This is a genomic window from Pseudomonas sp. YJ42 (assembly GCF_047225135.1).
In the GTDB taxonomy this organism is placed as follows: Bacteria; Pseudomonadota; Gammaproteobacteria; order Pseudomonadales; family Pseudomonadaceae; genus Stutzerimonas; species Stutzerimonas stutzeri_E.
In genome coordinates this window covers 4815532-4827072 of the sequence record NZ_CP178378.1, presented here as the reverse complement: position 1 = coordinate 4827072, position 11541 = coordinate 4815532, and the positions used below count along the sequence as shown (strand labels likewise).

Genomic DNA, 11541 nt, shown 5'->3' with positions numbered 1-11541 from the left:
CGGCTCACGGCGACTTGTAGCAAAAGAAACGCCGCTTGCCGGCGTTTTTTTATTCGCTGTCGATACTGTTCGTCGAACTGCCCTGCCGCTCTATGTACCACTCCACATACGAACAGGACGGAATCACGGTGTAGCCCTCGCGCGCCGCGTAATCGAGCGCATGCTGAGCCAATACAGCCGCAACGCCGCGACCACGAAGCGCATCTGGCACGAAGGTCCGGTAGATATCCAGCGTCTGTTTACCTAAATCGACATAAGCAAGATAGGCGCGATAGCCATCCACGGTCGTCTCGAACTGGCGACCCGTTCGATCATGATGGATGGTTAGCTTCTCGGTCATCTCGCCTCCTCTGCAGGCTTGCCTGCCTATCGACTTGGAGCTGTGTGCGAGGCCGCACATTCCCCATTCTTGTTGTTAGCTGGATGACGCATGCTACCGCCATGTAAGACTCGGCTTCAATTGATAAGTTGGCAGTGCTTCATGGCTGCGCTAAGCGATATAACGCTCACTCGCCGAATTGCTCGGCGAGTGCAACTTTTCAACGTCCCGACCGGTCCATGTAACGAGTGCAGCGGCCGGCTCTGATTGTTTTTCAATCAACGGGCCTGCGGATGCCGTGAAAAAGATGAGCTTGCAGAAAAATTGTGGTAACGACTGCTTGCCTCAGTTTACTTAGCGCAACTTATCGGTAGTATGTGCGCGCCAACTTTCCATAACGGAAGTTGCCATGGATTTCATCCTTAAGGGGAACACGATGAACAACGTTCTGAAATTTTCTGCTCTGGCTTTCGCCGCAGTTCTGGCTACTGGTTGCAGCAACAGCATGACCAAGGAAAGCGAAGCCCGTCTGACCGCGACCGAAGACGCCGCTGCCCGTGCTCAGGCTCGTGCCGACGAAGCGTACAGCAAGGCCGACGAGGCTATGCAAGCTGCTCAGAAGGCTCAGCAGACTGCTGACGAAGCCAACGAGCGTGCACTGCGTATGCTGGAACGCGCCAGCCGCAAGTAAGCTTCAGGCGATAAAAAAAGCCGACCTGCAAACAGGTCGGCTTTTTTGTGGGCGCCAGATAATCGGCTCGTCAAATCTTCAGAAAACCGACTCTTCGTGGTTGGCCAGAGCTTGCCCCTGTTCGGCGATCTGGATCGGCAGACCGTCTTCGCCAGCGATGATTTCACGCACCATTTCCCAATCCAACTGCAGCACACCGGCCGCTTCGTCACGTTTCAACAGCGTGTTGACTACCACTGCATGCTTGTCCATAAGCGTCATATGCTTGTCCTCATCCTGCAGAGGCGTATGCGCCTCCAGGTAGATCTTGCCCTCGCTTACGCCAAACTTGTAGGGCTCGTCGATAATCCTCACTGGCGTTCCGACCTTGACCAATCCGGCCAGCTCCAGCACGTTGTGGTTCAGCATGCGGAAACAACCGTGACTGACGCGCATGCCAATGCCGAACTTCTTATTCGAGCCGTGGATGAGGTAGCCCGGCAATGCCAGGTTCAGTTTGTACGGACCAAGCGGGTTATCCGGACCTGGCGGCACGACCTTGGGCAGAGGATCGCCATCGGCCGCGTGCTCGTCCCGAATCGACTGCGGCGGATACCAAGCCGGATTGTTCGTCATCGCCGAGATATGAGTTTTGCCGACAGGTGAACCCCACCCCTCACGCCCGATTCCAAGGGGGAAGGTATGCACCACGTTTTCGCCTTTCGGATAGTAGTACAAGCGGTATTCCGCCAGGTTGATGACAATCCCCTCGCGCGGCCCGGGCGGAAGGATGTAGCGAGTCGGCAGAATGATGTCGGTACCTTCACCAGGCAACCAGGGATCCACCCCTGGGTTAGCCGCTACGAGCTCCAGATAGCCCAGATCATGCGTCTCGCCCAGCGCCGCGAACGTGTCCTCGTATTTGGCCTTGATCACCTGGATCTGCCCAACCACGTCCTCGCCTTCCGGAGGTAGCGGCAACTCGAGCGCAGCGGACTGGCCGGCCAACAGCAAAGCAGCGAATGACACACAGGAGGCGACTGCAGACGCACGCGAGAGCATTCAGGATTTCCTTGGTAATTAAGTGGGCGTGTTGCTGGCGATTGTACTCGAAGCGACAGCGGCCGCCGAGCTACCAGATACTCGCGGCAGACGGAAGGCCCTTGCGCTGTGCACTGAGCGTATCGCGGCAGGCCGGGCAGAGCCGGCGATCCTTGAGCATCGCTCGCTCCAGATCCTGCCAGTGCGGTCGAGCCGGTAGGAAACCACCGCAGAGCGTGCGATCGACCCGTCCGTTCAATTCCAGTTGCCGCAGCGCCAGATGCAGACGATTCTCGCGACAAGCGAACAGGTCGAACTGCTCGTCCGGCACGATGAGGCGATAGGCAAATAGGGTCCAGGCTGGGCGTGGCATTGAAGGCTCCGATCGAGGGGCGCGACAGTAGCCGCGCGCACGCCTCAAAGCAAGGGTTCGAGCACCGGCCAGACGTTATCCAACAGTCGTCGCTGCGCGCCGGCTGCCGGATGGATGCGATCGGCCTGCATCATGCCTTCGACCCCGCCGACGCCTTCGAGAAAAAACGGGACGTAAGGCAGCGACTGCTCCTTGGCAAGCGAGTCGAACGCTTGGGCAAATGCCGTTGTGTACCGCTGCCCCAGATTGGGGGGCAAACGCATGCCAAGCAGCAGCACTTTGGCGTCCGCCTGACGCGACCGCTCAACCATGGCGGCAAGGTTCTGCTTCAATTGGGTAGGCGACTGGCCGCGCAATCCATCGTTGCCGCCAAGCTCCAGAATCACCACTTCGGGTTTATGCTCTTCGAGCAGAGCGGGCAATCTAGCCAGCCCGCCGGCGCTGGTGTCGCCACTGATCGAGGCGTTCACTACCCGATGATCCTGCCCTTGTGTATCAAGGCGTTGCTGAAGCAGCTGCACCCACCCTTGGCTGGTTTCCAGCCCGAAAGCGGCGCTGATACTATCCCCGACCACCAATACCGTTCCCGCCCAGGCACCTTGGGTCCAGCACAGCAGTACCAGCACCCCACTTTTCAGCCAATTTCGCATCGGAATCTCCATGAGCGCCAGCATTCTCTCTGCCCGGAACCTTAGCAAAGCGGTACCCAGCGCGGAAGGCGAGCTGGCGATACTCGACGATGTGTCCCTGAGCCTGAGCAAGGGGGAAAGTCTGGCGATCATCGGAACTTCTGGATCCGGCAAGTCAACCCTGCTCGGCCTGCTGGCCGGACTGGATCTGCCCAGTTCGGGTGAAGTGCACCTAGCCGGCCATCTGCTCGGCGAGTTGGACGAAGATCAGCGTGCCCGGGTGCGCGCCGAGCATGTCGGCTTCGTTTTTCAATCGTTCCAGCTGCTCGACAGCCTCAATGCCTTGGAGAACGTCATGCTGCCGCTCGAGCTGCATGGCCGCCGCGATGCGCAGGCGAAAGCCACCGAACTGCTCGGGCGCGTCGGCCTGGACGCTCGTTTGCATCATTATCCCAGGCAACTATCCGGCGGCGAGCAACAGCGCGTGGCGGTTGCTCGCGCATTCGCCGCCGAGCCCGAGGTGCTGTTCGCCGACGAGCCAACCGGCAATCTCGATAGCCACACGGGGGCAAATATCACCGAATTGCTGTTCGAGTTGAACCGTGAGCGCGGCACTACCCTCGTGCTGGTTACCCATGACGAGCGCCTGGCAAAGCGCTGCCAACACCTGCTGCGACTGGAAGGTGGGCGCCAGCTTCGCGACGAGCAAACTCGATGAAGCGCGTGCCTGCCAGCCGACTGGCTGCTCTCGCACTGCGCCAGCTATTGCGGGATGCACGCGCCGGCGAGCTGCGTGTGCTGTTCCTCGCGCTGCTGATTGCCGTCGCGGCAAGCACCGCCATCGGCTATTTCGGCGCCCGCCTGAACGATGCCATGCTGCTGCGCGCCACTGAATTCCTCGGAGCCGATCTCGTGTTGCGCGGCAGCGCGCCCGCTGAGCCCGAACAGATCGAAGCAGGCATTCGGCTTCAGCTCGACCATGCTCGGGTGGTGGAATTCTCCAGCGTCGTCGCCACCGATGACAATCTGCAGCTGACCAGCGTCAAGGCAGCCGACGATCGCTATCCGCTGCGCGGAGAACTGCGCAGCGCAGCCGCGCCCTATCAACCGGAACAACCCGGGCCAGGCCCTCAGCCCGGCGAAGCCTGGGCCGAAGCACGCCTGTTCGCCGCACTCGACCTGCAGATCGGCGACCACATCGAAGTTGGCAACAAACAGCTCAAACTGACGCGTGTTCTGACCTACGAACCCGATAGGGTTGGCGATTTTTACAGCCTGACGCCACATGTATTGATGCATCTCGACGACCTCGAAGCCACCGGCGTCGTGCAGCCGGGTAGCCGCGTGCGCTACCGCGAGCTCTGGCGTGGCCCGGCGGAGCAGTTACGTGCATACGAAGAGGCCGTCAAACCGGAGTTGCAGCCGCATCAACGTATCGAGACGGCCAAGGATGGTAATCGTCAGATTGGCGGCGCATTGGGGCGCGCCGAGCGCTACCTGAACCTGGCCAGCCTAGCGGCTGTATTATTGGCGGGTGTCGCTGTGGCGCTCTCGGCAGCACGTTTCGCCGCTCGCCGCTTCGATGCCAGCGCCCTGCTGCGCTGCTTGGGGCTGTCACGACGTGAGGCGCTGATGCTCTATACGCTGCAGCTCGGCTATCTAGGCGTGGCCGCCAGCGCGGCAGGCGCCTTGCTGGGCTGGACCGCGCAGCATGGGTTGTTTTTCCTGCTGCGCGAGCTGGTGGTCAGCGAAGTACCGCCCGCCACCCTTTGGCCCGCGCTGGCAGGCATCGCCACGGGGCTGGTCGCACTGGCCGGTTTCGCCTTACCGCCACTGGCAGCATTGGGGCGTGTGCCGCCGCTCCGGGTGCTACGCCGCGACATCCTCCCCGTCCCGCCGAGCTCCTGGCTGGTGTACGGCGCAGCAGTGATCGCCCTAGGCCTGATTATGTGGCGCCTGAGCCTGGATTTGAAAATCACACTGGCCCTGTTGGGCGGCGGCTTGCTAGCGACCGTCCTGCTTGGCGGACTGCTGCTACTGGCACTGCAGGGACTACGGCGCTCACTGTCGGGCGCGTCGCTGATATGGCGCCTTGGCCTCGGACAGCTGCTCCGTCACCCGTTGGCGGCAGCCGGTCAAGCCTTGGCCTTTGGCCTGATACTGCTTGCCATGGCGTTGATCGCCCTGTTGCGCGGCGAACTTCTCGATACCTGGCAGAACCAGCTTCCGGACGACGCCCCTAACCATTTCGTACTGAATATTTTGCCGACGGATCGCGATGCGTTCGCCGAGCGCATCGATGCGCTGTCGGATCACGCTGCGCCGCTATATCCCGTGGTTCCGGGCCGGCTAGTGGCTATCAATGGGGAGCCGGTGCGCCAGTTGGTTAGCAAAGACAGCCAGGGTGAGCGGGCGATTCGCCGGGACCTGAGCCTGACCTGGGCACGCGACCTGCCTTCCGATAACCAGCTGACCGCCGGCCACTGGTGGGAGGGCGAGCGCGGCGATCTACCCGGCGTATCAGTGGAAGCCGAGCTGGCCGAGAGTCTTCAGATCGGGCTGGGCGATCGGCTCAGCTTCACGGTCGGCGGACTGACCCGCGACGTCACGGTGACAAGCCTGCGCGAAGTGAACTGGGACAGTTTCCAACCGAACTTCTACATGATCTTCGAACCCAACACGCTGCGAGACATGCCGGCCACCTTCATGACCAGCTTTCATCTGCCCAGCGGCAAGGACCGCGAACTGGTTCAATTGGCCCGCGACTTTCCCTCCGCCACGATACTGCAGGTCGAGGCCTTGCTCAGCCAGCTGCGCAGCATCCTTGCGCAGGTCTCGTTGGCAGTGGAATACGTGTTGATGTTCGTTCTGGCAGCAGGCTTGGCCGTATTGCTCGCCGGGCTTCAGGCAACGCTCGACGAGCGTATACGTCAGGGAGCCCTGCTGCGGGCATTGGGCGCCGAGCGCAGCCTGTTGCTCAAAGCCAGACGTGCCGAGTTCGGCGTGCTCGGCGCTGCCAGCGGGTTGCTCGCGGCCCTTGGCTGCGAGCTGGTCAGCGCACTGCTCTATCACTTCGTGTTCGATCTACGCTGGCATCCGCATCCCTGGCTGCTATTGCTGCCGCTGATCGGCGCGCTGCTAGTCGGTACGGCCGGCGTGATCGGCACTCGCCGAGCGCTCAATGCCAGTCCGCTCGATGTGCTCCGAGACAACTGAGCCAGCGGACAGCAGTGAGTCCTTTTAGAATGTGCGACTTTCCAGCCTGACCCGGAGCCATCATGAGCCGCTATCGCCCTCCCCGCCCTGCCGGTACGCCTCTGATTACTCCCGAGGGCGAAGCGCGGCTGCGCGCCGAACTCCATGAGCTTTGGCACGTCAGGCGCCCGCAGGTCACCCAGTCGGTCAGCGAAGCGGCCGCGCAAGGCGACCGTTCGGAAAACGCCGAATACACCTACGGCAAGAAGATGCTGCGGGAAATAGACAGTCGAGTGCGCTTTCTTACCAAGCGTCTGGAGAAGCTCAAGGTCGTCAGTGAGAAACCGAGTGATCCGGGCAAAGTCTACTTCGGCGCTTGGGTGACGGTTGAAGACGAGAACGGCGAACAGGCCCGCTATCGCATCGTCGGCCCCGATGAACTGGACCTTCGGCAGGGGCTGATCAGCATCGACTCGCCACTGGCCAGAGCCCTGATCGGCAAGCCACTAGATGCCGAGGTGCACGTTCAGACACCCACCGGCGCCAAGCTTTGGTACATCGTCGCTATCGATTACCAGTGAGCAGTGACCAGCGAGTTCCAATATGACTCGTAAGTCGCGATATTACGCAAACTTCGGCGATCAGGTCTAGATCAAGCGAATATAACTTTCCTACCCATCAAAGCGTTCCGCCTAGTAACAGGCAAGACGATACGGCGCTGGCAGCCATGGCCACCCATCAGTCTGGACGAACGGTGCCAGAGCCGATCCCCGCCGCCTGTTATAGGATTGGCACGATTGCTGCGTTTGTCAGGCGGCAGTACGCGCAACGCGCGGTGAACAGCGAGGGATCGCCATGCCCGATTCACCCACTGATGAGTGCATTCATGAACAACAAGAAGACCTTGATCGCTCTGTGCCTCGGTACCGCCTTGGCCGTCACAAACCAGGTACATGCCGGCCTGTTCGGCTCGAGCGGATACACCCAAACGCGTTACCCGATCGTTCTAACCCACGGCATGCTTGGCTTCGACAGCCTGCTCGGCCTCGACTACTGGTACGGCATCCCACGCGCGCTGCAGCGTGACGGTGCGCAGGTCTACGTGACCGAAGTCAGCCAGCTCAACACCTCGGAGCTGCGTGGTGAAGAATTGTTGGATCAGGTCGAGGAAATCGTTGCGATCAGCGGAAAATCGAAGGTGAACTTGATCGGCCACAGTCATGGTGGCCCGACCGTACGCTACGTCGCCGCCGTGCGCCCCGATCTGGTTGCCTCGGTCACCAGCGTCGGCGCCCCGCACAAGGGCTCGGACGTCGCGGATCTGCTTCGCAAGGTTCCCGAGGGATCCGGCGGCGAGGCCATCATTGCCGGCTTGGTCAATGGCATGGGCGCGTTGATCCATTTTCTCTCCGGCAGCCCGAGCACCGCGCCTCAAAACTCGCTCGGGTCACTCGAGTCGCTCAACAGTGAAGGCGCCGCGCGATTCAATGCCAAATACCCACAGGGAATTCCGACCTCTAAATGCGGCGAAGGCGCATACAAGGTAGGCGGCGTTAGCTACTACTCCTGGAGCGGTACCAGCCCGCTCACCAACCCACTGGATGTCAGTGACGCCATGCTGGGCGCTGGCTCGCTCGCCTTCGGTGAAGCGAATGACGGGCTGGTTGGACGCTGCAGCTCACACCTCGGCATGGTTATCCGCGACAACTACCGGATGAATCACCTGGATGAGGTCAATCAGGTGCTCGGACTGACCAGCTTGTTCGAAACCGATCCGTTGACTGTCTACCGCCAGCATGCCAACCGCCTGAAGAACGCAGGCCTTTGAGACTCGCCGGGGCCGATCGGCCCCGGCCCTGAAGCGAGGCGTCTCGATGAAAGTAATCGCCCTCCTGCTCCTGCTGGCCGTGACCGTGACCCTCGGCGTCGCGATCGATTGGCAGGACCCGGTCGAGACACAGCCGGACCAGGCGCAGCGCGTTGCGCCCGTACGCGCCCCATCGCCGGCTCCAACCCAGACATCGGTCCGTTTACCGGATCCGCGGCCTTCGCCTGTCGCAACGATCCGTCGCTTACCTCCTTCCTTCGCGGGGACCCAGGTCGATGGGCAACTACGAACGGACGCCTCCGGCAGGTTGATCATCGAGAATGACATCCGACGCGTCTTCGATTATTTCCTGGCCTCGATTGGCGAAGAACCCCTTGAGGCCAGCGTCACGCGTCTACGACATTACATCGAAGCGCAACTTCCCCAGCCCGGAGAAGGTCAAGCGCTGCAGTTGCTAGCACAGTATCTGGATTACAAACGCCAACTGCTGCTACTGGAGCAGGATCATGTGCAGCAGGCCGATCTGAACGCCATGCGCGAGCGGCTGCAAGCGGTTCGCCAGCTGCGCGCCCAATTATTCGACGATGAGGTCCATCAGGCGTTTTTTGCACTCGACGAAACGGCCGACAGCTTCACGCTGGAAAGGCTGGCGATTCGTCGCGACTCAACTCTCGATGCCGCCGCCAAGGGAGCCGCAATCGACAGGCTGCAGAGCAGCCTACCGCCCGAACTGCAGGATGCGATGGTCATTCAATTGCAGTCTGAATTACGCGAGCAGACACGTGCATTGCAAGCGCGCGGAGCCACGCCCGCGGACCTACGTCGGCTGCGTCAGCAGCTGGTTGGCAACGCCGCCACCGCGCGTCTGGAACGGTTCGATCTCAAAAGGCAAGAATGGCAAAGGCGACTCTCCTCCTATCAAAAAGAAAAGAGCCGCATCGAAAGCAGCCGAGGGCTTGGCGAAGCGGATAAGCGCGCTGCGATCGCCCGATTGGCCGCCGAACGATTCGACGAAAACGAGCGCCAACGCCTGGAGGCGGTCGAGCAGCTACTCGTCATCAAGCAAAGCTAAACGCTCATTTGGCAGCGCTTTGCGGACCGCCTTCGAGCAGGTAACGCTCCCGCGTGTAGGTCAGGTAGTACTTGTTTACTGCATTGACGTAGCTGACTACGCCCATACCCATGGTTTCCATGGCAACGCGCTCGACCTGGAAAAACCACTGGTCGGCATTGAGCCCTCGGCGCCGGGCCTCGGCACGCATGCTCTGGACCCGCTGCGGCCCCATGTTGTAAGCCGCGAGGACGAACGCCATGCGTTCGCGTTCATTCAGCCTGGGGCTAGCGAAAAATTTCTGCCGGATGTTGGCTAGATACTTCGCACTGGCCTGCACATTGTTATCAAGCTTGCCGATGTCGTTTACACCCATGCTGCGTGCAGTAGCCTGCGTCACCTGCATGAGCCCGGTGGCGCCGGAAGCACCACGGGCTGCCGGATTGAGGGTCGACTCTTTGAATGCCAGCGCGGCCAGATTGAGCCAGTCGATATCCTGCTGCTGAGCATGCCGTTGTAAAGTGGGCCGCACCTTCTCCAAGCGCTGCCGACCGACCCGATCAAGGGGATACTGCACCCGGTAAAGGCGCCGATAGACCCGGACGAAAGCGGCGTCCTGGTTATCCGGCGCACTGTAGCCTCGGAGGAAGCGATCGACGCTAGCGCGCAACATGCTGGCCTCCGTTCGGACAAACCAACGCATGTCGGCGCGCTTGCCCAGAACCAGATCTCGCTCGATACGTAATTTGGGCAGTACCTTCGCCCATCGCTCCGCAATGGGCAGCTCGACGACAGTCGCGGAATAGATGCCGGCCTGCACCATCTCCAGCACGTCCTCGACCGCGAGCGTTGGATCGACCCACTCGACAGCAATCGGCGCGCGCCCGGCTTGCATCAACCGTTGATTGAGCACTTCCAGTTCCAGCCCGGCGGCGCTGCCGGCAGACAACGCCAGACTGCGTCCCGATAGCTGTTCGAAGTTTTTGTAGCGAAGGCCGCCCTGGCGGCTGACCAAAACCATGGGGACGTTATCGACTACGGCGCGACTATGGCTCACCCGACGCGTCGATCCTGACTCCAAACGTTCTCCAGGCGCGACCAGATCACCCTCGCCTCTCTGCAGTGCGCCGAGCAGCTGGTCCTTGGCCTTAGGTATAACTTCCAGGGTGATCGCGGGCCCCTTCGAACCGCGATTGAGAAACTGCTCGAACGCGCGTAGCCGCACGTATTCCACGCCGATGGCTTCACCTTTGACTTCGCCCGAACTGTTGCGGCTCTGATTGACCAGCACACGCAACACGCCACTGCGGCGAATCTCAGCCAGATCGCGTACCGTATCCGCCGGCTGCCACGCCTGAGGCCCCATCACGCGCGCAGCGGCCGGCCAGGGTGCGAGCACCATCAGGCACAACAGCAAGGGCAATAATCGGTTCATTTACAGCGTATCGACTCGAACGGGACAGTCTGTAGGGCGGCCAGCCTGCCGCAGGGCGGCGAAGATTCTCATAGCCACGGTTTCGCCGCCAGCGTAGCTTGCCAATTAACATGAGATATCAGCTATAAGTATTTGATATTAATACTTATATTATTTTTATTCTACATGAGGTAGTTTGTGCAGCTTATTGACATTGGTGTCAACCTGACCCACCCGACCTTCGCTCGCGACCCGCGCGCCGTCCTGACTCGCGCTTACGCAGCTGGCGTCACGCAATTGGTACTGACCGGCACCAGTCTGGTCGAAAGCGAAGCAGCATTAACGCTTTGTCGTGAGCTGGATGAGAGCCGGCAACGGTTGTTTTGCACGGCAGGAGTCCATCCACATGATGCCAGCCAGTGGACGTCCGAAACCGCCACTCAGTTGAAGCAATTGCTCGCCGAACCCGAGGTTCGCGCTGTTGGAGAATGCGGGCTGGATTTCAACCGGGACCTTTCCCCGCGCGGGCAGCAGGAACGGGTGCTTGAAGAACATCTGCAACTGGCAGTGGAAACCGGTCTCCCGGTATTTCTTCACGAACGCGATGCGGACCAGCGCCTGGTGGACATCCTCCGGCCTTTCCGCGATCGGCTCAGTGCCGCGGTCGTTCATTGCTTTACCGGGGAGAAGCGCGCCCTCTACGCCTATCTCGACCTCGACCTGCACATCGGCATCACCGGCTGGATCTGCGACGAGCGCCGCGGCACGCACCTGCAGCCGCTGGTTCGCGAGATTCCCGCCTCGCGATTGATGCTCGAAAGCGATGCGCCCTATCTATTGCCACGCACGCTGCGGCCCAAACCCAAAGGCGGTCAGAACGAGCCCGCTTTTCTTCCAGAAGTGTTGCGTGAAGTGGCCCGCCATCGCGGCGTGAGCGACGACGAACTCGCGACAACCACCACCGCCTGCGCTCAACGGTTCTTCGGCATCGCTCCGCTGGCTCAACCAGAATAGCGCTAAA

At 60.9% G+C, this 11541-nt stretch carries 12 protein-coding genes; 7 read left to right on the top strand and 5 right to left on the bottom strand.

The window, feature by feature from the left end:
• Positions 1-49: 49 nt before the first annotated feature.
• Entirely contained in the window at positions 50-340 is a 291-nt protein-coding gene (locus tag ACL0K2_RS22425; protein WP_045161569.1) for a GNAT family N-acetyltransferase, read from the bottom strand.
• Between the two features lie 415 nt (positions 341-755).
• Here ACL0K2_RS22425 and ACL0K2_RS22420 point away from each other — a divergent pair, with 415 nt between their 5' ends.
• Positions 756-1010, top strand: a complete 255-nt coding sequence (locus tag ACL0K2_RS22420; protein WP_025241419.1) for an Lpp/OprI family alanine-zipper lipoprotein — start codon at positions 756-758, stop codon at positions 1008-1010.
• A gap of 78 nt (positions 1011-1088) precedes the next feature.
• On the opposite strand, the gene ACL0K2_RS22415 is transcribed toward ACL0K2_RS22420, so the two are convergent.
• From ACL0K2_RS22415 to ACL0K2_RS22405, 3 genes are all read right to left on the bottom strand, one after another.
• Positions 1089-2051: a L,D-transpeptidase family protein gene (locus tag ACL0K2_RS22415; RefSeq protein ID WP_413043435.1), complete on the bottom strand. Its 963-nt coding sequence runs from the start codon at positions 2049-2051 to the stop codon at positions 1089-1091.
• Between the two features lie 70 nt (positions 2052-2121).
• Positions 2122-2403: a hypothetical protein gene (locus ACL0K2_RS22410; protein WP_045161566.1), complete on the bottom strand. Its 282-nt coding sequence runs from the start codon at positions 2401-2403 to the stop codon at positions 2122-2124.
• Positions 2404-2447: 44 nt separating this feature from the next.
• Complete coding sequence (locus ACL0K2_RS22405) at positions 2448-3053, bottom strand: arylesterase (RefSeq protein WP_045161744.1); 606 nt, start codon at positions 3051-3053, stop codon at positions 2448-2450.
• 10 nt (positions 3054-3063) lie between these two features.
• Here ACL0K2_RS22405 and ACL0K2_RS22400 point away from each other — a divergent pair, with 10 nt between their 5' ends.
• From ACL0K2_RS22400 to ACL0K2_RS22380, 5 genes are all read left to right on the top strand, one after another.
• On the top strand, positions 3064-3750 hold the full coding sequence (locus ACL0K2_RS22400; protein ID WP_045161565.1) for an ABC transporter ATP-binding protein: 687 nt from the start codon (positions 3064-3066) through the stop codon (positions 3748-3750).
• Complete coding sequence (locus ACL0K2_RS22395) at positions 3747-6248, top strand: ABC transporter permease (protein ID WP_239612079.1); 2502 nt, start codon at positions 3747-3749, stop codon at positions 6246-6248. Before ACL0K2_RS22400 ends, ACL0K2_RS22395 begins: the two co-directional genes overlap by 4 nt.
• A gap of 62 nt (positions 6249-6310) precedes the next feature.
• Entirely contained in the window at positions 6311-6808 is a 498-nt protein-coding gene (greB, locus tag ACL0K2_RS22390) for a transcription elongation factor GreB (protein ID WP_045161563.1), read from the top strand.
• A 305-nt stretch (positions 6809-7113) separates the two neighbouring features.
• Positions 7114-8055, top strand: coding sequence for a triacylglycerol lipase (locus ACL0K2_RS22385; protein ID WP_045161562.1), 942 nt, complete (start codon positions 7114-7116; stop codon positions 8053-8055).
• Positions 8056-8101: 46 nt separating this feature from the next.
• Positions 8102-9127: a lipase secretion chaperone gene (locus ACL0K2_RS22380; RefSeq protein ID WP_413043434.1), complete on the top strand. Its 1026-nt coding sequence runs from the start codon at positions 8102-8104 to the stop codon at positions 9125-9127.
• Positions 9128-9131: 4 nt separating this feature from the next.
• Here ACL0K2_RS22380 and ACL0K2_RS22375 read toward each other — a convergent pair whose 3' ends face one another.
• The gene (locus ACL0K2_RS22375) at positions 9132-10541 is read right to left on the bottom strand and encodes a transglycosylase SLT domain-containing protein (protein ID WP_045161560.1); all 1410 of its coding nucleotides are present in this window, start codon (positions 10539-10541) and stop codon (positions 9132-9134) included.
• Between the two features lie 177 nt (positions 10542-10718).
• Between ACL0K2_RS22375 and ACL0K2_RS22370 the strand changes: the two genes are divergently transcribed.
• Positions 10719-11534 carry a TatD family hydrolase gene (locus ACL0K2_RS22370; protein WP_413043433.1) on the top strand — a complete coding sequence of 272 codons (816 nt, stop codon included), beginning with the start codon at positions 10719-10721 and terminating at the stop codon, positions 11532-11534.
• Positions 11535-11541 lie beyond the last annotated feature (7 nt).

What these genes read in the sequence shown, in the direction of transcription:
- ACL0K2_RS22425 (WP_045161569.1), bottom strand. Translation starts at nt 340, where the DNA reads ATGACCGAGAAGCTAACCATCCATCATGATCGAACGGGTCGCCAGTTC.
- ACL0K2_RS22420 (WP_025241419.1), top strand. Translation starts at nt 756, where the DNA reads ATGAACAACGTTCTGAAATTTTCTGCTCTGGCTTTCGCCGCAGTTCTG.
- ACL0K2_RS22415 (WP_413043435.1), bottom strand. Translation starts at nt 2,051, where the DNA reads ATGCTCTCGCGTGCGTCTGCAGTCGCCTCCTGTGTGTCATTCGCTGCT.
- ACL0K2_RS22410 (WP_045161566.1), bottom strand. Translation starts at nt 2,403, where the DNA reads ATGCCACGCCCAGCCTGGACCCTATTTGCCTATCGCCTCATCGTGCCG.
- ACL0K2_RS22405 (WP_045161744.1), bottom strand. Translation starts at nt 3,053, where the DNA reads ATGCGAAATTGGCTGAAAAGTGGGGTGCTGGTACTGCTGTGCTGGACC.
- ACL0K2_RS22400 (WP_045161565.1), top strand. Translation starts at nt 3,064, where the DNA reads ATGAGCGCCAGCATTCTCTCTGCCCGGAACCTTAGCAAAGCGGTACCC.
- ACL0K2_RS22395 (WP_239612079.1), top strand. Translation starts at nt 3,747, where the DNA reads ATGAAGCGCGTGCCTGCCAGCCGACTGGCTGCTCTCGCACTGCGCCAG.
- greB (WP_045161563.1), top strand. Translation starts at nt 6,311, where the DNA reads ATGAGCCGCTATCGCCCTCCCCGCCCTGCCGGTACGCCTCTGATTACT.
- ACL0K2_RS22385 (WP_045161562.1), top strand. Translation starts at nt 7,114, where the DNA reads ATGAACAACAAGAAGACCTTGATCGCTCTGTGCCTCGGTACCGCCTTG.
- ACL0K2_RS22380 (WP_413043434.1), top strand. Translation starts at nt 8,102, where the DNA reads ATGAAAGTAATCGCCCTCCTGCTCCTGCTGGCCGTGACCGTGACCCTC.
- ACL0K2_RS22375 (WP_045161560.1), bottom strand. Translation starts at nt 10,541, where the DNA reads ATGAACCGATTATTGCCCTTGCTGTTGTGCCTGATGGTGCTCGCACCC.